The sequence below is a fragment of the Streptomyces panaciradicis genome (assembly GCF_023516615.1).
GTDB lineage: Bacteria > Actinomycetota > Actinomycetes > Streptomycetales > Streptomycetaceae > Streptomyces > Streptomyces panaciradicis.
This window is the reverse complement of record NZ_JAMGBF010000087.1, coordinates 26,374-45,277: the sequence shown is the minus strand read 5'-3', so window position 1 is coordinate 45,277 and position 18,904 is coordinate 26,374. Positions and strand designations below refer to the sequence as shown.

Sequence of the window (18,904 nt, the reverse complement as noted above, 5' to 3'; positions counted from 1 at the left end):
ACCCTCCCCAAACCGGCTCGCCTACCCACCCCCCTCCTCCCCTACGCTGGTCCCGTGACCCCCGTCGAGCTCTCCCGTACCGTGCTGCGCGCGGTGCGTCGTGCTGTCGACGAGGGGGAGCTCAGCGTCCCCGTGCCGGCCCGGGCCCTCGTCACGCCCCCCGGTCCCGGCGGCTGCGGTGACTACGCCACCAACATCGCCCTCCAGCTCGCCCGCCCCGCCGGCCAGCCGCCCCTCCGTGTCGCCGAGATCCTCCGGCAGCATCTGGCCGGCACCGCCGGCGTCGCCGACGTCACCGTCACCGAGCCCGGCTTCCTCAACATCAGCCTGAGCGACGCCGCACCGGCCGCCGTCGCCCTCGCCCGCCAGATCCTCGACGAGGGCATGGAGTACGGCCACGGGGACGCCCTCGCCGCACGGATCGTCGAGTTGCGCATCCCGTACGACGTCCGTGCCGAGGTCGTCGCCGACGCGCTCACCCGGCTCGTCGCCGCCCAGGGCGGCCGTGCCGAGGTCGACCACCGCGAACCCGTCAATCTCCGGCCCGTCCCGGCGCCCGAGGACCCCGCGCCGCTCGGTCCCGACGCCGCCCGCTGGGCGCTGCTGTACCCCGCCGCCCACGACCGGCCCCGGATCACCGCCGATCATCTGGTCCAGCGTGAGAGCAACCCTCTCTTCCGCGTCCGTTACGCCCACGCCCGCACCCGGGCCCTCGGCCGTAACGCCGCCTCCCTGGGCTTCGCCGCCGAGCCCGGAGACCCGGCCCTCGGGGACCGTGCCCTCGGCACCCGCCCCCACCCGGCCACCGAGCCCGGCGACCGCGCCCTCGGCACCCACCCCCACCCCGCCGCCGCACACCTCAGCCCCCTCCTCACCGCCCTCGCCGACCACCCCCGTGTCCTGGCCCGGGCGGCGGCCGACCGGGCGCCCGACCGTCTCGCCCGGCACCTCGTCACCGTCGCCGATGCCCTGCTGCCCTTTCTTCCCGCCGTGCTGCCGCTCGGCGAGGAGAAACCCTCGGCCGCCCACCGTGCCCGGCTCGCCCTTGCCGAAGCCGCCGGGACGGTGCTGGCCGGCGGCCTGTCCCTGCTCGGCATCGACGCCCCCGACCACCTCTAGAGGCAGCCGGAGGAGTCGCCTGGAGTCGTACGCCGCCACACCGCCGGACCGCCACACCCCCAGACCGTTGGACAGCTCGACAGCCGTCGGACCGACCTGACTCACCCGACCTGCCCGACGCGCCCGACCGGCCCGCACGGTTCACCGCCTCCGCCCCGCGACCCCCACCCGCCCCCAGAGCCACCCCAGAAAGCCACTGAGATGAGCCGTTCCGCACACCCCGCCGGGCCCCGTCACGCCGATGTCCTTCCCGAGGGGCACTACTCCGCGCCGCCCACCGACCTCAACGCCCTCGACCCGAAGGTGTGGGCCCAGACGGTCGGCCGGGGCGAGGACGGTGTCGTGACCGTCGGCGGTATCGACGTCAAGCGGATCGCCGAGGAGTTCGGCACCCCCGCCTACGTCCTCGACGAGACCGACTTCCGGGCCCGGGCGCGCGCCTGGCGCACCGCCTTCGGGCAGGACGCCGACGTCTTCTACGCGGGCAAGGCGTTCCTGTCCCGGGCCGTCGTGCGGTGGCTGCACGAGGAGGGGCTGAACCTCGACGTCTGCTCCGGCGGGGAGCTGGCCACCGCCCTCTCCGCCGGGATGCCCGCCGAGCGGATTGCCTTCCACGGCAACAACAAGTCCGCGGACGAGATCCACCGGGCCGTCGAGGCCGGTGTCGGGCGGATCGTGCTCGACTCCTTCCAGGAGATCGTGCGGGTCGCCCACATCGCGCAGTCGCTGGGCAAGCGGCAGCGCGTGCAGATCCGTATCACCGTCGGCGTCGAGGCGCACACGCACGAGTTCATCGCGACCGCGCACGAGGACCAGAAGTTCGGCATCCCGCTGGCCGGCGGGCAGGCCGCGGAGGCGGTGCGGCGGGCGCTGCAGCTGGACGGGCTGGAGCTCATCGGGATCCACAGCCACATCGGCTCGCAGATCTTCGACATGTCCGGGTTCGAGGTCGCCGCGCACCGGGTGGTCGGGCTGCTCAGGGACATCCGGGACGAGCACGGCATCGAGCTGCCGGAGATCGACCTCGGCGGCGGGCTCGGGATCGCGTACACCAGTGACGACGACCCCCGTGAGCCGCACGAGATCGCCAAGGCCCTCACCGAGATCGTGACGCGCGAGTGCGAGGGCGCCAGGCTGCGCACGCCCCGCATCTCGGTCGAGCCCGGGCGCGCCATCGTCGGCCCGACCGCGTTCACGCTCTACGAGGTCGGGACGATCAAGCCCCTCGACAACCTCCGCACCTACGTCTCTGTCGACGGCGGCATGTCCGACAACATCCGCACCGCGCTCTACGACGCCGAGTACAGCGTGGCCCTCGTCTCCCGCACCTCCGGCGCCGAGCCCATGCTCGCCCGTGTCGTCGGCAAGCACTGCGAGAGCGGGGACATCGTGGTCAAGGACGCGTTCCTGCCGGGCGACCTGGCACCGGGCGACCTGATCGCCGTACCGGCGACGGGTGCTTACTGCCGGTCGATGGCCAGCAACTACAACCACGTGCTGCGGCCGCCCGTGGTCGCCGTGAGCGACGGCGAGGCGCGGGTCATCGTCCGCCGCGAGACGGAGGAGGACCTCCTGCGGCTCGACGTCGGGTGAGCCGTACCCCGGGCGGCGGGGTGGAAGATCTGCGGTTCTCCACCCTCCGACAAATGAAATAGATGTCTCACGATCCGGACAATCGACAGAAAGTCCCGTCCGGTGAGTGAGACTGGACCCACCGTAGACGGTATGAGGAAACGAGGTCGGATGATGCGTACGCGTCCGCTGAAGGTGGCGCTGCTGGGCTGTGGGGTCGTCGGCTCAGAGGTGGCGCGCATCATGACGACGCACGCCGACGACCTCGCCGCGAGGATCGGCGCCCCCGTCGAACTCGCGGGCGTCGCCGTCCGGCGCCCGAGCAAGGTGCGCGAGGGCATCGACCCGGGCCTGGTCACCACCGACGCCACCGCCCTGGTCAAACGCGGCGACATCGACGTGGTGGTCGAGGTGATCGGCGGGATCGAGCCCGCGCGGTCCCTCATCGCCACCGCCTTCGAGCACGGCGCGTCCGTCGTCTCCGCCAACAAGGCGCTGCTCGCCCAGGACGGGGCCGCCCTGCACGCGGCCGCCGAGGAGCACGGCCGGGACCTGTACTACGAGGCCGCCGTGGCCGGCGCCATCCCGCTGATCCGGCCCCTGCGCGAGTCCCTCGCCGGCGACAAGGTCAACCGGGTGCTCGGGATCGTCAACGGCACGACCAACTTCATCCTCGACAAGATGGACTCCACGGGCGCCGGCTACCAGGAGGCCCTCGACGAGGCCACCGCCCTGGGATACGCCGAGGCCGACCCCACCGCCGACGTCGAGGGCTTCGACGCCGCCGCCAAGGCCGCCATCCTCGCCGGCATCGCCTTCCACTCCCGCGTGCGCCTCGACGACGTCTACCGCGAGGGCATGACCGAGGTCACCGCCGCCGACTTCCGTTCGGCGAAGGAGATGGGCTGCACCATCAAGCTGCTCGCCATCTGCGAGCGGGCCGGGGACGGCGGCTCGATCACCGCGCGCGTGCACCCCGCGATGATCCCGCTGACCCATCCGCTCGCCTCCGTGCGCGGCGCGTACAACGCCGTGTTCGTCGAGTCCGACGCGAGCGGACAGCTGATGTTCTACGGCCCCGGGGCGGGCGGTTCGCCGACCGCCTCCGCCGTTCTCGGCGACCTCGTCGCCGTCTGCCGCAACCGGCTCAGCGGGGCGACGGGGCCCGGCGAGTCGGCGTACGCCGCGCTGCCGGTGTCGGGGATGGGTGAGGTCGTCACCCGCTATCACATCAGCCTCGACGTCGCGGACAAACCGGGTGTTCTCGCCCAGGTGGCCACCGTGTTCGCCGAGCACGGCGTGTCCATCGATACCGTTCGGCAGCAGGGCAAGGACGGCGAGGCCTCTCTCGTCGTCGTCACCCACCGCGCGTCCGACGCCTCCCTGTCCGGGACCGTCGAGTCGCTGCGCAAGCTCGACACCGTGCGGGGTGTCGCCAGCATCATGCGGGTTGAAGGAGAGTAACCAGCAATGACCCACCAGTGGCGCGGAATCATCGAGGAGTACCGGGACCGGCTGCCCGTCTCCGACAGCACGCCGGTCGTGACGCTCCGCGAGGGCGGCACGCCCCTCGTGCCCGCGCAGGTGCTCTCCGAGCGCACGGGCTGCGAGGTCCACCTGAAGGTGGAGGGCGCGAACCCCACCGGGTCCTTCAAGGACCGCGGCATGACCATGGCCATCAGCAAGGCCAAGGAGGAGGGCGCGAAGGCCGTCATCTGCGCCTCCACCGGCAACACCTCCGCCTCCGCCGCCGCCTACGCCGTGCGCGCGGGCATGGTGTCGGCCGTCCTCGTGCCGCAGGGCAAGATCGCGCTGGGCAAGATGGGCCAGGCGCTCGTGCACGGCGCCAAGATCCTCCAGGTCGACGGCAACTTCGACGACTGCCTCACCCTGGCCCGCGCGCTGAGCGACAACTACCCGGTCGCGCTGGTCAATTCGGTCAATCCGGTGCGTATCGAGGGGCAGAAGACGGCCGCCTTCGAGATCGTGGACATGCTGGGCGACGCCCCCGACATCCACGTCCTGCCGGTGGGCAACGCGGGCAACATCACGGCCTACTGGAAGGGCTACAAGGAGTACGCCGCCGACGGCGTCTCCACCGCCACCCCCCGCATGTGGGGCTTCCAGGCCTCCGGTTCCGCCCCCATCGTGCGCGGCGAGATCGTCAAGGACCCCTCGACGATCGCCACGGCCATCCGCATCGGCAACCCGGCCTCCTGGCAGTACGCGCTGGCGGCCCGGGACGAATCCGGCGGCCTCATCGACGAGGTGACGGACCGTGAGATCCTGCGCGCCTACCGGCTGTTGGCCGCGCAGGAGGGCGTCTTCGTGGAGCCCGCCTCGGCCGCGTCCGTGGCCGGTCTGCTGAAGGCCGCCGAACAGGGCAAGGTCGACCCGGGGCAGACCATCGTCTGCACGGTCACCGGAAACGGCCTGAAGGACCCGGACTGGGCCGTCGCCGGCGCCCCGCAGCCGGTCACCGTCCCGGTCGACGCGGCGACGGCGGCCGAGCGCCTCGGGCTGGCGTAACACCACGCCGGGGAGCATCCCGGCGGGGGTGCACAGGGGGCTTACGACACGCATCGTGCGCCTCCTGTGCGCCCTATGTCGCCACAGAACCTTCCTTCGATAGGCTGTACCGAACCCGCCCGCTGCATATGCCCCGCATCCAGCCGGGTGCCGCGCCGTCTCCGCGGCCCGGAAGCGGTTCCCCAGGACCTCCAGGGTCCTCACGCACGTAGCGAAAGTCCTCGAAGGTTTTCGACAATCACGCAGCTCAAGGAGAGTCGTCGAGCGATGGCCGGTCCAGCCTTCCGCGCCGCCGCCGTAAGGGTGCGCGTTCCCGCCACCAGCGCCAACCTCGGCCCGGGCTTCGACGCCCTCGGCCTGTCGCTGGGGCTCTACGACGACGTGGTCGTCCGGGTCGCCGACTCCGGGCTGCACATCGACATCGCCGGCGAGGGCAGCGAGACGCTGCCGCGCGACGAGAGCCACCTTCTCGTACGGTCCCTGCGCACCGCCTTCGACCTGCTCGGCGGGCAGCCGCGGGGCCTGGAGATCGTGTGCGCCAACCGCATCCCGCACGGCCGCGGCCTGGGCTCCTCCTCGGCCGCCATCTGCGCCGGCATCGTCGCCGCGCGCGCCGTGACGATAGGCGGCGAGGCCCGCCTGGACGACACGGCGCTGCTGGAGCTGGCGACCGAGATCGAGGGCCACCCCGACAACGTGGCCCCGTGTCTGCTCGGCGGATTCACCATCGCCTGGATGGAGGCCGGAGCCGCCCGCGCGATCCGGCTGGATCCCGCCGATTCCATCGTTCCGGTGGTTTTCGTGCCCGGTAAGCCGGTCCTCACCGAGACCGCGCGCGGACTGCTCCCGCGTACCGTGCCGCACGTCGACGCCGCCGCCAACGCGGGCCGGGCGGCCCTGCTCGTCGAGGCCCTGACCAGGAGCCCCGAGCTGCTGCTGCCCGCCACCGAGGACCGTCTCCACCAGGAGTACCGCGCGCCGGCCATGCCGGAGAGCGCCGCGCTGGTGGAGCGGCTGCGGGCCGACGGGGTGCCCGCGGTCATCTCAGGAGCGGGACCCACCGTGCTGGCGCTGGTCGACGCCGACAGCGCCGACAAGGTGGCCCATCTGGCAGGCGAGGGCTGGGCCGCGAACCGGCTCGACCTCGACGCGCAGGGAGCGAGCGTGTTGCCGCTTGCGACCTGACACGCGGTTGCCGGATTTCGAGAGGGGGAATGTTTGTTGGATCCGGTAGTGTTAATCTCAAGTCTGCACCCGACCCCACCATGGCGAGGTGCTTCGTGTCCCCGTCCGGGACAGACATTCTTCCGGGAGCCTCCCAAGCCGCACGGTGTTCCGTACGACGTACGCGGGCAGTACCTCGTACACGAGCACTGAGCGACTCGCCGGGCACGCTCCGGAATCGGTGCTACCGAGCCACGTGACACTGACACCAGGTGCCACGGCCAGGCTCCGGGCAGCGCCATCCCAGATATTCCCTCCGCCTGCATTGGCGGACCACCGCCCCGGCACGGTCCACACAGCAAGGACCACTGCCGGACAGCACAACCGGTCGCCGAGCCAGAAGGCCGACGTCCGCTCCAGGGAAGGACCCTTCGTGAGCGACACCACCGATCTGATGGGCGCACGTGTCGAGGAGACCGCTGCCGCGCCCGCCACGGACGCCTCCGCGCCTGCCACCGGTGCCGGCTCCCGGCGGCGCCGCGGTACCGGCCTCGACGGCATGGTGCTGGCCGAGCTGCAGCAGGTCGCCTCGGGCCTCGGTATCAGGGGCACGGCGCGGATGCGCAAGAGCCAGCTGATCGAGGTCATCAAGGAGGCGCAGGCCGGTGGCGGTGGAGCGGCCCCCAAGGCCGACGCCGCCGCCGAGACCAAGCCGAAGCGCCGGGCCACCTCCAAGGCCCGTACCGGCGATGACGGCGCTGCCGCCGCCGAGAAGAAGGCGACCGAGGCCCCCGCCGAGAAGGCCGTGGCCCAGCAGCAGATCGAGATCCCCGGCCAGCCCGCCGCCGGTGACGACGCCCCCACCGAGCGCCGCCGTCGCCGCGCCACCGCCGAGGCCGGTGCCCCGACGGGTTCCGGCGCCGAGACGATCGTCGCCGAGGCCAAGGGCGAGGCCAAGACCGACAACTCCGCCCCGCAGGCGCAGAACGACGCCCGGGGCGACGCCGGTGACGGCGAGGGCCGGGGCCGCCGCGACCGCCGCGACCGCGGCCGTGACCGCGGCGAGCGTCAGGAGCGCGGGGACCGCCAGGACCGCGGCGAGCGTCAGGAGCGCGGAGACCGTCAGGACCGCGGGGACCGCCGCAAGGGCGACGACCAGCAGGGCCAGGGCGGCCAGCGCGGCCAGCAGCAGAGCCAGCAGGGCGGCGGCCGTCAGGACAACCGCCAGCAGCAGGACGACGACGACTTCGACGGCGGCCGCCGGGGCCGTCGCGGGCGCTACCGCGACCGTCGTGGCCGTCGTGGCCGCGACGAGATGGCCACCGAGCCGCAGATCGCCGAGGACGACGTCCTGATCCCGGTCGCGGGCATCCTCGACATCCTCGACAACTACGCCTTCATCCGTACCTCGGGCTACCTCCCCGGGCCGAACGACGTGTACGTCTCCCTCGCCCAGGTCCGCAAGAACGGCCTGCGCAAGGGCGACCACATCACCGGCGCGGTCCGCCAGCCCAAGGAAGGCGAGCGGCGCGAGAAGTTCAACGCGCTGGTGCGGCTGGACTCCGTCAACGGCATGGCGCCCGAACACGGCCGCGGCCGCCCGGAGTTCAACAAGCTCACCCCGCTCTACCCGCAGGACCGCCTCCGGCTGGAGACGGACCCGGGCGTGCTCACCACCCGCATCATCGACCTCGTGTCGCCGATCGGTAAGGGCCAGCGCGGTCTGATCGTGGCCCCGCCGAAGACCGGCAAGACCATGATCATGCAGGCGATCGCCAACGCGATCACGCACAACAACCCCGAGTGCCACCTGATGGTCGTCCTCGTCGACGAGCGTCCGGAAGAGGTCACCGACATGCAGCGGTCGGTCAAGGGCGAGGTCATCTCCTCGACCTTCGACCGTCCGGCCGAGGACCACACCACGGTCGCCGAGCTCGCCATCGAGCGCGCCAAGCGCCTGGTGGAGCTGGGTCACGACGTCGTCGTCCTGCTCGACTCGATCACCCGTCTGGGCCGTGCGTACAACCTCGCCGCCCCGGCCTCCGGCCGCATCCTGTCCGGTGGTGTCGACTCGACCGCCCTGTACCCGCCGAAGCGCTTCTTCGGTGCGGCCCGCAACATCGAGGACGGCGGCTCGCTGACCATCCTCGCCACCGCCCTGGTGGACACCGGGTCCCGCATGGACGAGGTGATCTTCGAGGAGTTCAAGGGCACCGGCAACATGGAGCTCAAGCTCGACCGGAAGCTCGCCGACAAGCGCATCTTCCCGGCTGTCGACGTGGACGCGTCCGGCACCCGTAAGGAAGAGATCCTGCTCGGCAACGAGGAGCTGTCCGTCGTCTGGAAGCTGCGCCGGGTGCTGCACGCGCTCGACCAGCAGCAGGCGATCGAGCTGCTCCTGGACAAGATGAAGCAGACGAAGTCGAACATCGAGTTCCTGATGCAGATCCAGAAGACGACGCCGACCCCCGGCAACGGCGACTGATCTCATCCGCCTCGAAAGGCGCCCTCCGTCACCTGTGTGACGGAGGGCGCCTTTTTGGCGCTGATAGGAACGGGCGTGCTATCCCGCCCCTCCCATCACCTGTGCCCCCGGGGGGAAACACCCTTGTCCACATCCCTGTCCGGCAGCGGTCGTCACAGACGCCGGATGCGTCTCGTGCTGCCCCTCGCCGCCGCCGGTGTCGCCGCCGCCGTCGGCGCCGCCGTGCTGACCTCCTCGGCCAGCGCCGCGACCTCCGTGCCGACGCCGACCGGCAAGCCCGACACCGTCTCGGTCTCGACGGCCGCGCTCACCGAGCGGATCGCGGGCGCCCTCGCGACCGACGGCACCGCCGGGGAGGCCGCTCCCAGCAAGTCGTCGTACAGCGCGAGCACCACCACCTCCGGCTCCACGGTCAGCCCGTACGTCATCGGCGGCACCGACACCGCCATCACCACGGCGCCCTGGATGGCGCAGCTGTGGTACTACGACGACAACGGCACGTCCTCCGACACCAGCGACGACATCGGCTTCTTCTGCGGCGGCACGGTCGTGTCGCCGACGAAGATCCTCACCGCCGCGCACTGCGTCAAGGACGAGAACGGCAAGAGCTACAACTGGAAGGCCTACGGCGCCGTCCTGACCGGCACCAGCCAGCTGCCGACCACCGACAGCTACGGCAACACCGACCTGCACGGCGGCACCGTCTCGCTGCCCCTGCGGCAGTGGAACCACCCGTCGTACAGCCCGACGACGATCAACAACGACATCGCCGTCCTCACCCTGGCCTCCCCGGTCAAGGCGACGCCGATCCGCATGACGACGTCCGGTGACACCGCCTCGTACGCCGGCGGCACCAGCGCCACCGTCTACGGCTGGGGGCGCACCAGCTCCACCAGCCAGGACATCTCCGACACGCTGAAGTCGGCGACGCTGACCATCCACGCCGACTCGACCTGCTCGAACGTCTACGGCTCCGACTACGTCGCCGGGCACATGATCTGCGCCGGCGTGCAGAGCGGCAGCGACACGGGCACGAAGGCAGCCTGCAACGGCGACTCCGGCGGACCGCTCGTCGTGAACAACCGGATCGTCGGCGTCGTCTCCTGGGGCGTGACGGACTGCGTCGCGAAGGGCTACTACAGCGTCTTCTCGAAGGTCAGCACCTACATCGGCGCCGCCTACGCGAACGTCGACGACACCAACCTGAGCTACACGGACGGCAAGGCCGACCTGTTCGTGCGCAACTCCTCGACGAAGGAGGCGTACGAGAAGGACTCCACCGGCTCGGCGTTCGCCGCCCGGCAGTCGCTGGGGTCGTACAGCGGAGTGAACCTGGTCCTGCAGACCGACCTGAACCGCGACGGCTACCAGGACCTCGTGCTGCGCCAGAGCTCCACCGGCGACATGTACTGGCTGCACTACGTGCCGTCGAGCGACTCCTGGTCCAAGACGAAGATCTTCAGCGGCTGGACCACCCGGACCCGGATCATCGCCCCCGGCGACGTGACCGGCGACTACCTGCCCGACCTGCTCTCGGTCGACTCCGGCGGCACCCTGTGGATCTACCCCGGCAAGGGCAACGGCACCTTCGCCTCCCGCGTCCAGGTCGGCACCGGCTGGAACCAGTACAACATGGTGCGCGGCAAGGGCGACTTCACCGGCGACGGCAAGGCCGACCTGCTCGCCCGCAACAAGTCCACCGGCGACCTGTACCTGTACAAGGGCACCGGCAAGTCCGGCACGGGCGCCTTCTCGTCCCGGATCAAGGTGCGCAGCGCCTGGACGGGCTACAACGCCTTCGACGCGATCGGCGACGTGAACGGCGACGGCAAGGCGGACTTCCTGGCCCGTACGTCCGGCGGCACCCTTTACCTGTACAAGGGCACCGGTAAGGCGACGAGCGAGATCTTTGCCACAAGAGTGTCGGTCGGTACCGGTTTCCAGCAGTACGACATCTTCGGCTGACCTCGCAGGTGAGCCGGGGTTCCCCGGTGCGCATGCTCACGCTCTGTGTCCAATCCTCTCCGGATTGGGCACAGAGCGTTGTGCAACCCTTTCCCGAGTTTCGCCGTCTGACCCGACGGGGCGACGATGGAGCGGTAACCAGCCGCGCCTCTTGAGGCCTGTCCCCGGAAGCAGGGGGTATCCGACCGGACGAGATTCGAGGAGCACATGTCTGCCGAGAGCACGCCGGAGCCCGGCATACCGGGCGGAACCGGCACCGAGGGCCGGCGCGACCGCGCCAAGGGCCGCCGCCGCGCGCCGCGCAGCGAACACCGCAAGGCCCTGATCCTGATGGCCTGGACCGCCGCGGGCATCGTCGTGCTGGGCGGCACCGGCGCCGGCTACCTGTACTTCAAGCTCAACGGCAACATCAAGAGCATCGACATCAACGGCGCCCTCGGCACCGACCGGCCGGCGAAGGCCGACAACGGCTCCGAGAACATCCTGGTCCTCGGCTCCGACAGCCGCTCCGGCAGCAACAAGAAGCTCGGCGGCGGCGCCGACGACGGCAGCGCCCGCTCGGACACGGCGATGATCGTGCACGTCTACAAGGGCCACAAGAAGGCGAGCGTGGTCTCCATGCCGCGCGACACCCTCATCGACCGGCCCGAGTGCACCGACTCCAAGGGCGACAAGCACGACGCCGCCTCCGGCGTGATGTTCAACAGCGCCTACTCCACCGGCGGCGCGACCTGCGCGGTGAAGACGGTCGAGTCGCTCACCGGCCTGCGCATGGACCACTACCTCGAGGTCGACTTCAGCGGCTTCCAGAAGCTCATCGACGAACTCGGCGGTGTCCCGGTCACCACGACCAAGAACATCGACGACAAGCAGAGCCACCTCGACCTCAAGGCCGGCACGCACCGGCTCGACGGCAAGCAGGCCCTCGGCCTGGTCCGCACCCGGCACGGCGTCGGCGACGGCTCCGACCTCGGCCGCATCCAGCTCCAGCAGGCCTTCGTCAAGGCCCTGGTCGACCAGGTCAAGCACGTCGGCATCTTCACCAGCCCGAAGAAGCTCTACGACCTCGCCGACACCGCCACCAGCACCGTCACCACCGACTCCGACCTCGGCTCCGTGAACTCGCTCATGTCGTTCGCACGCGGCCTGAAGGGCATCGGCTCCGGCGACCTGCGCATGGTGACCATGCCGGTCCGCTACGACCCGGCCGACCCCAACCGCGTCATCGTCGAGAAGGCCAAGGCCCGGCAGGTCTGGGACGCCCTGAAGAACGACCGGTCCATCCCCGCGAGCGCCGTCAAGGACACCGCCGCGGGCAACGCCAAGGGCGTCGTGGAATAGATCGCCCGGGCCCCCGGTTTGGGGGGATGGCCCCAGTCCTGGCAGACTGGTACGTCGGCTCCGGTTCACGCGTGTCGCATCCCGCGGCGGCGACCCGGCGCCCTCCCGAAACTAGGAGACACCTTGAAGCGCGACATCCACCCCGAGTACGTCGAGACGCAGGTCAGCTGCACCTGTGGCGCGTCGTTCACCACCCGCAGCACGATCTCCAGCGGCACCATCCGCGCCGAGGTCTGCTCCGAGTGCCACCCGTTCTACACGGGCAAGCAGAAGATCCTCGACACCGGTGGCCGTGTGGCCCGCTTCGAGGCCCGCTTCGGCAAGGCTGCGGCCGGCTCCAAGAAGTAGCGAGCTCCAATCCGCCGGTCCACGGCCGCGCCCCCTCACAGGCGCGCCGGGACCGGCGTTTTTGGTCGCCCGCCTTCCCTTCCGCATCGCAGTACAGGAGCCCAAGATGTTCGAGGCCGTCGAGGAACTCGTCGGTGAGCACGCCGACCTGGAGAAGAAGCTCGCCGACCCGTCGGTCCACTCCGACCAGGCCAACGCGCGCAAGCTCAACAAGCGCTACGCCGAGCTGACTCCGATCGTCGCCACGTACCGCTCCTGGAAGCAGACCGGCGACGACATCGAGACGGCGAAGGAATTCGCCGCCGCCGACCCGGACTTCGCGGCCGAGGTCAAGGAGCTGGAGAAGCAGCGCGAGGAACTCACCGAGAAGCTGCGCCTGCTGCTCGTCCCGCGCGACCCCAGCGACGACAAGGACGTCATCCTGGAGATCAAGGCGGGCGCCGGCGGCGACGAGTCGGCCCTCTTCGCCGGCGACCTGCTGCGCATGTACCTGCGCTACGCCGAGCGCGTCGGCTGGAAGACCGAGATCATCGACGCCACCGAGTCCGAGCTGGGCGGCTACAAGGACGTCCAGGTCGCCGTGAAGACCAAGGGCGGCCAGGGCGCCACCGAACCGGGCCAGGGCGTCTGGGCGCGACTGAAGTACGAGGGCGGCGTGCACCGTGTGCAGCGCGTGCCGGCGACCGAGTCCCAGGGCCGCATCCACACCTCCGCGGCCGGTGTCCTCGTCACCCCCGAGGCCGAGGAGGTCGACGTCGAGATCAACCCCAACGACCTGCGCATCGACGTCTACCGCTCCTCCGGGCCGGGCGGCCAGTCGGTCAACACCACCGACTCCGCCGTGCGCATCACGCACCTGCCCACCGGAGTCGTCGCCTCCTGCCAGAACGAGAAGAGCCAGCTGCAGAACAAGGAGCAGGCGATGCGTATCCTGCGCTCCAGGCTGCTCGCCGCGGCGCAGGAGGAGGCCGAGAAGGAGGCCGCCGACGCCCGCCGCAGCCAGGTCCGCACCGTCGACCGATCCGAGAAGATCCGCACGTACAACTTCCCGGAGAACCGCATCTCGGACCACCGCGTCGGCTTCAAGGCCTACAACCTGGACCAGGTCCTGGACGGCGACCTCGACGCGGTGATCCAGGCCTGCGTCGACGCCGACTCGGCGGCGAAGCTGGCGGCCGCGTAACAGGCACGTACGCACGACCCAGTACGACACGGAGGACTTGCGTGAACCTGCTGCTCGCAGAGGTGGCACAGGCCACCCAGCGGCTGGCCGACGCCGGCGTGCCCTCGCCGCGCAACGACGCGGAGGAGCTCGCCGCGTTCGTGCACGGCGTGAAGCGGGGCGAGCTGCACTCCGTGAAGGACGCGGACTTCGACGCCCGCTACTGGGAGGTCATCGCCCGGCGCGAGCAGCGCGAGCCGCTGCAGCACATCACCGGGCGCGCCTACTTCCGCTACCTCGAACTCCACGTCGGGCCGGGCGTGTTCGTGCCGCGGCCGGAGACCGAGTCCGTCGTCGGGTGGGCCATAGACGCCGTGCGCGCCATGGACGTGGTCGAGCCGACCATCGTCGACCTGTGCACCGGCTCCGGCGCCATCGCGCTCGCCCTGGCCCAGGAGGTCCCGCGCTCCAAGGTGCACGCCGTGGAGCTGTCGGAGGACGCCCTGGTGTGGACCCGCAAGAACGTCGAGGGCTCACGGGTCGACCTGCGGCAGGGCAACGCCCTGGACGCCTTCCCCGACCTCGACGGCCAGGTCGACCTCGTCATCTCCAACCCGCCCTACATCCCGCTCACCGAGTGGGAGTACGTCGCCCCCGAGGCGCGGGACTACGATCCCGAACTCGCCCTGTTCTCCGGGGAGGACGGCCTCACCCTGATCCGCGGTCTGGAGCGGACCGCGCACCGGCTGCTGCGGCCGGGCGGCGTCGTCGTCATCGAGCACGCCGACACCCAGGGCGGCCAGGTGCCGTGGATCTTCACCGAGGAACGCGGCTGGGCGGACGCGGCCGACCACCCCGACCTCAACAACCGCCCCCGGTTCGCCACGGCCCGCAAGGCGCTGCCGTGAGCACCGCACGGATCCTTTGCCCGAAGCACGTGTACGAGGAGGCCCGCTAGAGATGGCACGGCGATACGACACCAACGACGCGACCGACCGCATCACCGGTCTGCGCGAGGCCGCGTCCGCCGTCCGCCGTGGCGAGCTGGTCGTCCTGCCGACCGACACGGTGTACGGCATCGGCGCGGACGCGTTCTCCTCGGAGGCCGTCACCGACCTGCTGGCGGCCAAGGGCCGGGGCCGCGCCATGCCCACGCCCGTCCTCATCGGCTCCCCGAACACCCTGCACGGCCTGGTCACGGACTTCTCCGAGATGGCCTGGGAGCTGGTCGACGCCTTCTGGCCCGGCGCGCTGACGCTGATCGCCAAGCACCAGCCGTCCCTGCAGTGGGACCTGGGGGACACCCGGGGCACGGTGGCCGTCCGCATGCCGCTGCACCCCGTCGCCATCGAGCTGCTGACCGAGGTCGGCCCCATGGCGGTCTCCTCCGCCAACATCAGCGGCCACCCGGCGCCGGAGGACTGCGACGCCGCCCAGGAGATGCTCGGCGACTCCGTCTCCGTCTACCTCGACGGCGGCCCCACCCCCGGCAACGTGCCGTCCTCCATCGTCGACGTCAGCGGACCGGTGCCGGTGCTGCTGCGGGAGGGCGCGCTGTCGCCAGAGGAGCTGCGCAAGGTCGTACCGGACCTCGAGGTGGCCAATTGACGGCCCCTGACGCGGGGCGTGGCATAGGCAACGGGGAAGGCATGGCGGAGATCACGACGACGTTCGTGGGGCTTCCGCGCGACTGCTTCCGCATCCTCCACGTCAGCACCGGCAACGTCTGCCGCTCGCCCATCACCGAGCGGCTGACCCGGCATTACGTGAAACAGCGACTCGGCGTCCTGGGCGCCGCGCTGATCGTGGAGAGCGCGGGCACCTGGGGCCACGAGGGCGCGCCCATGGAGGCCAACGCGGAGGCCGTGCTGGCCGACTTCGGCGCCGACGCCTCCGGGTTCACCGGGCGGGAGCTGCTGGACGAGCACGTCATCATGGCCGACCTCGTCCTGACGGCCACCCGCGACCACCGCGCCCAGGTCATCTCCATGGGCCACTCGGCGGGCCTGCGCACCTTCACGCTGAAGGAGTTCACCCGGCTGGTCCGCGCGATCGACCCGGCGACCCTGCCCCCGCTGGAGGAGGGCATAGTCGTCCGCGCGCGGGCCCTGGTGCGCGCGGCGGCGGCTCTACGCGGGTGGCTGCTGGCGCCCACCCTGGAAGCGGACGAGGTGTACGACCCGTACGGGGCGCCGCTGAGCTTCTTCCGGTCCATCGGCGACGAGATACACCAGGCGCTCGATCCGGTGGTGACGGCGCTGACCGGAGTGCCCGCGCGCAGGTGACCGCGGTGGCGGACGGACCGTCAAGGGGCTCACCGGGTCACCGGAAGAGACCTCACGACCGGGCGCCCCACCAGTACCGGGCCTACATTGGTCCTACGTCACCGTCGACGTACGGAGCCCACCATGCCGGTCACCCATGCCCCCGCACCCGCCGACGTCCTGCGGCGGCAGGACCCCGAGCTGGCCGACATCCTGCTCGGGGAGCTCGACCGGCAGTCGACGACCCTGCAGCTGATCGCCGCCGAGAACTTCACCTCGCCGGCCGTGCTGGCCGCCCTCGGATCGGTGCTGGCCAACAAGTACGCGGAGGGCTATCCGGGCGCCCGGCACCACGGCGGCTGCGAGATCGTCGACGTCGCCGAGCGGCTGGCCGTCGAGCGCGCCAAGGCCCTGTTCGGCGCCGAGCACGCCAACGTCCAGTCGCACTCGGGGTCCTCAGCCGTCCTCGCCGCCTACGCCGCCCTGCTGCGGCCCGGCGACACCGTCCTCGCCCTCGGCCTGCCCTACGGCGGCCACCTCACCCACGGCTCGCCCGCGAACTTCTCCGGCCGCTGGTTCGACTTCGTCGGCTACGGGGTGGACGCGGAGACCGGGCTCATCGACTACGACCAGGTCAGAACCCTGGCCCGCAGCCACCGGCCGAAGGCGATCGTGTGCGGCTCCATCGCCTACCCCCGGCACATCGACTACGCCCTCTTCCGTGAGGTCGCCGACGAGGTGGGCGCCTATCTGATCGCCGACGCCGCGCATCCCATCGGGCTCGTCGCCGGGGGAGCGGCGCCCAGCCCGGTGCCGTACGCGGACATCGTCTGCGCGACCACCCACAAGGTGCTGCGCGGGCCGCGCGGCGGCATGCTGCTGTGCGGTGGCGAGCTGGCCGAGCGGGTCGACCGGGCGGTCTTCCCGTTCACCCAGGGCGGGGCGCAGATGCACACCATCGCCGCGAAGGCCGTCGCGTTCGGGGAGGCGGCAACACCGGCGTTCGCCGCGTACGCCCATCAGGTGGTCGCCAACGCGAAGGTCCTCGCGGCCGGGCTGGCCGCGGAGGGGCTGGTCGTGACGACGGGCGGCACGGACACGCACCTCATCACCGCCGACCCCGCGCCCCTCGGCGTCGACGGGCGCACCGCGCGCGGGCGGCTCGCGGCGGCCGGGATGGTGCTGGACTGCTGCGCCCTGCCGCACGCGGACGCGCGCGGGCTGCGGCTCGGCACGGCCGCGGTGACCACCCAGGGGATGGGGGAGAAGGAGATGTCTCACATCGCCGCATTGTTCGCACAGGTGCTGCGCGGTGAGGTGGAGACTCAGAAGGCGCGTGATCAAGTCCGTGAGCTGGCCGGTAGATTTCAGCCGTATCCCGGCTGAGCGGGGGTAGGCGCACCTGCGTCGACGTGCGTGCACCGGCACGCACAGCCACGCGTGCAACCATCGTCGCTACCCGGAAGTCCCCACTGGTATGCGTCCGTCGCTAGGGTGTGGGGCTGAGATGGCCAGCGAGACCTGTGGGGAAGCCCGTGCGTGAATACCTGCTGACGCTCTGCATCACGGCCGCGGTGACGTATCTGCTGACAGGGCCGGTACGGAAGTTCGCGATCGTGGCCGGAGCCATGCCGGAGATCAGGGCCCGTGACGTGCACCGGGAGCCCACTCCGCGCCTCGGCGGTATCGCGATGTTCTTCGGTCTGTGCGCCGGACTGCTGGTCGCGGACCATCTGACCAACCTCAACGAGGTGTTCACCAAGTCCAACGAGCCGCGGGCGCTGCTGTCCGGGGCCGCGCTGATCTGGCTGATCGGCGTGCTGGACGACAAGTTCGAGATCGACGCCCTGATCAAGCTCGGCGGCCAGATGATCGCGGCCGGCGTGATGGTCATGCAGGGTCTGACGATCCTGTGGCTGCCCATCCCCAAGGTCGGCACGGTGGCGCTGACCCAGTGGCAGGGCACGCTGCTGACGGTGGCGCTCGTCGTGATCACCATCAACGCGGTGAACTTCGTGGACGGCCTCGACGGCCTGGCCTCCGGCATGGTGTGCATCGCGGCCGCCGCGTTCTTCATGTACTCGTACCGCATCTGGTACTCGTACGGCATCGAGTCGGCCGCCCCCGCGACGCTGTTCGCGGCCGTGCTGATGGGCATGTGCCTGGGCTTCCTGCCGCACAACATGCACCCGGCGCGGATCTTCATGGGCGACTCGGGCTCGATGCTGATCGGGCTGGTGCTGGCCGCGGGCGCGATCTCCATCACCGGGCAGGTCGACCCGGACAGCCTGTTCGGCGGGTCCGAGCGGCAGGCGGTGCACCAGATGGTGCCGGTCTACATCCCGCTGCTGCTGCCGCTGACGATCATCGCGATCCCGGCCGCCGACCTGGTGCTGGCCATCGTGCGCCGCACCTGGCGCGGTCAGTCGCCGTTCGCCGCGGACCGCGGCCACCTGCACCACCGGCTGCTGGAGATCGGTCACTCGCACAGCCGGGCCGTGCTGATCATGTACTTCTGGTCGGCGCTGATCGCGTTCGGCGCGCTCGCCTACTCGGTCAACTCCGCGTCGATGTGGATCGTGCTCGGCATCGTGATCCTCAGCGCGATCGGCCTCGTCCTGCTCCTGCTGCCGCGCTTCACGCCGCGTGCCCCGCGCTGGGCCGAGGCCTTCGTGCCGCCGCGCTACCGGCGCCGTCGCGCGGCCTCAGCGGCCTTGGCGCAGGCGGCAGTTGAGGCTTCGGAGGAGGAGCCGTGCGATGCGGAGGAGCGCACCCCGGTCGTGGCCGGTGTGGCGGGAGTCAACGGAGCGACCGCTCTCAGCGCCCGTTCGCGCTTCCTGGACAGGCGAAAGGCCGGAACGTCCCGCTGACGTTCACAAGGTAAGAATCTGACTAGAGCATTGCCAAGTCGTGGGGTTGCAAAGCGACCCAATACCAGACAACTTGGCCCTGTTT

General features: G+C 70.9%; 15 protein-coding genes. All 15 read left to right on the top strand.

The features are described 5' to 3' along the window. The first annotated feature begins 54 nt into the window (after nucleotides 1–54). The 15 genes from nrtL to M8J74_RS26875 all read left to right on the top strand — a co-directional run bounded on the left by nrtL (nucleotide 55) and on the right by M8J74_RS26875 (nucleotide 18,819). Nucleotides 55–1,119 carry an ArgS-related anticodon-binding protein NrtL gene (gene nrtL, locus M8J74_RS26945; RefSeq protein WP_249838934.1) on the top strand — a complete coding sequence of 355 codons (1,065 nt, stop codon included), beginning with the start codon at nucleotides 55–57 and terminating at the stop codon, nucleotides 1,117–1,119. A gap of 201 nt (nucleotides 1,120–1,320) precedes the next feature. Continuing rightward, nucleotides 1,321–2,712, top strand: a complete 1,392-nt coding sequence (lysA, locus tag M8J74_RS26940) for a diaminopimelate decarboxylase (RefSeq protein ID WP_249838933.1) — start codon at nucleotides 1,321–1,323, stop codon at nucleotides 2,710–2,712. Nucleotides 2,713–2,862: 150 nt separating this feature from the next. After that, nucleotides 2,863–4,155, top strand: a complete 1,293-nt coding sequence (locus M8J74_RS26935) for a homoserine dehydrogenase (protein ID WP_058923163.1) — start codon at nucleotides 2,863–2,865, stop codon at nucleotides 4,153–4,155. 6 nt (nucleotides 4,156–4,161) lie between these two features. Continuing rightward, on the top strand, nucleotides 4,162–5,220 hold the full coding sequence (thrC, locus tag M8J74_RS26930; protein WP_249838932.1) for a threonine synthase: 1,059 nt from the start codon (nucleotides 4,162–4,164) through the stop codon (nucleotides 5,218–5,220). A 267-nt stretch (nucleotides 5,221–5,487) separates the two neighbouring features. Next, nucleotides 5,488–6,405, top strand: a complete 918-nt coding sequence (gene thrB, locus M8J74_RS26925; protein WP_058923161.1) for a homoserine kinase — start codon at nucleotides 5,488–5,490, stop codon at nucleotides 6,403–6,405. Nucleotides 6,406–6,817: 412 nt separating this feature from the next. Further along, the gene (gene rho / locus M8J74_RS26920; RefSeq protein ID WP_249838931.1) at nucleotides 6,818–8,869 is read left to right on the top strand and encodes a transcription termination factor Rho; all 2,052 of its coding nucleotides are present in this window, start codon (nucleotides 6,818–6,820) and stop codon (nucleotides 8,867–8,869) included. Between the two features lie 165 nt (nucleotides 8,870–9,034). Then, nucleotides 9,035–10,834 (top strand): trypsin-like serine protease, encoded by a 1,800-nt coding sequence (locus M8J74_RS26915; RefSeq protein ID WP_249838930.1) that lies wholly within the window; start codon nucleotides 9,035–9,037, stop codon nucleotides 10,832–10,834. Between the two features lie 207 nt (nucleotides 10,835–11,041). Then, nucleotides 11,042–12,175 (top strand): LCP family protein, encoded by a 1,134-nt coding sequence (locus tag M8J74_RS26910; protein WP_249838929.1) that lies wholly within the window; start codon nucleotides 11,042–11,044, stop codon nucleotides 12,173–12,175. 123 nt (nucleotides 12,176–12,298) lie between these two features. Then, a complete protein-coding gene (gene rpmE / locus M8J74_RS26905) occupies nucleotides 12,299–12,523 on the top strand; it encodes a 50S ribosomal protein L31 (protein ID WP_019753312.1) in 225 nt (74 codons plus the stop codon). A gap of 106 nt (nucleotides 12,524–12,629) precedes the next feature. After that, nucleotides 12,630–13,706 carry a peptide chain release factor 1 gene (gene prfA, locus M8J74_RS26900; protein ID WP_142142510.1) on the top strand — a complete coding sequence of 359 codons (1,077 nt, stop codon included), beginning with the start codon at nucleotides 12,630–12,632 and terminating at the stop codon, nucleotides 13,704–13,706. 41 nt (nucleotides 13,707–13,747) lie between these two features. Then, nucleotides 13,748–14,593 carry a peptide chain release factor N(5)-glutamine methyltransferase gene (gene prmC, locus M8J74_RS26895; protein ID WP_249838928.1) on the top strand — a complete coding sequence of 282 codons (846 nt, stop codon included), beginning with the start codon at nucleotides 13,748–13,750 and terminating at the stop codon, nucleotides 14,591–14,593. 52 nt (nucleotides 14,594–14,645) lie between these two features. Further along, the gene (locus M8J74_RS26890; protein ID WP_058923155.1) at nucleotides 14,646–15,293 is read left to right on the top strand and encodes an L-threonylcarbamoyladenylate synthase; all 648 of its coding nucleotides are present in this window, start codon (nucleotides 14,646–14,648) and stop codon (nucleotides 15,291–15,293) included. Next, a complete protein-coding gene (locus tag M8J74_RS26885; protein ID WP_249838927.1) occupies nucleotides 15,290–15,970 on the top strand; it encodes an arsenate reductase/protein-tyrosine-phosphatase family protein in 681 nt (226 codons plus the stop codon). The genes M8J74_RS26890 and M8J74_RS26885 overlap by 4 nt, the downstream gene beginning before the upstream one ends. Before the next feature lie 123 nt (nucleotides 15,971–16,093). Then, the gene (glyA, locus tag M8J74_RS26880) at nucleotides 16,094–17,335 is read left to right on the top strand and encodes a serine hydroxymethyltransferase (RefSeq protein ID WP_249838926.1); all 1,242 of its coding nucleotides are present in this window, start codon (nucleotides 16,094–16,096) and stop codon (nucleotides 17,333–17,335) included. A 149-nt stretch (nucleotides 17,336–17,484) separates the two neighbouring features. After that, the gene (locus M8J74_RS26875) at nucleotides 17,485–18,819 is read left to right on the top strand and encodes an MraY family glycosyltransferase (RefSeq protein ID WP_249838925.1); all 1,335 of its coding nucleotides are present in this window, start codon (nucleotides 17,485–17,487) and stop codon (nucleotides 18,817–18,819) included. Nucleotides 18,820–18,904 lie beyond the last annotated feature (85 nt).

Bases quoted from the DNA above. Each gene is read 5' to 3' on its own strand.
- lysA (WP_249838933.1), top strand. From the start codon at position 1,321: ATGAGCCGTTCCGCACACCCCGCCGGGCCCCGTCACGCCGATGTCCTT.
- M8J74_RS26935 (WP_058923163.1), top strand. From the start codon at position 2,863: ATGATGCGTACGCGTCCGCTGAAGGTGGCGCTGCTGGGCTGTGGGGTC.
- thrC (WP_249838932.1), top strand. From the start codon at position 4,162: ATGACCCACCAGTGGCGCGGAATCATCGAGGAGTACCGGGACCGGCTG.
- thrB (WP_058923161.1), top strand. From the start codon at position 5,488: ATGGCCGGTCCAGCCTTCCGCGCCGCCGCCGTAAGGGTGCGCGTTCCC.
- M8J74_RS26915 (WP_249838930.1), top strand. From the start codon at position 9,035: ATGCGTCTCGTGCTGCCCCTCGCCGCCGCCGGTGTCGCCGCCGCCGTC.
- M8J74_RS26910 (WP_249838929.1), top strand. From the start codon at position 11,042: ATGTCTGCCGAGAGCACGCCGGAGCCCGGCATACCGGGCGGAACCGGC.
- prfA (WP_142142510.1), top strand. From the start codon at position 12,630: ATGTTCGAGGCCGTCGAGGAACTCGTCGGTGAGCACGCCGACCTGGAG.
- M8J74_RS26890 (WP_058923155.1), top strand. From the start codon at position 14,646: ATGGCACGGCGATACGACACCAACGACGCGACCGACCGCATCACCGGT.
- glyA (WP_249838926.1), top strand. From the start codon at position 16,094: ATGCCGGTCACCCATGCCCCCGCACCCGCCGACGTCCTGCGGCGGCAG.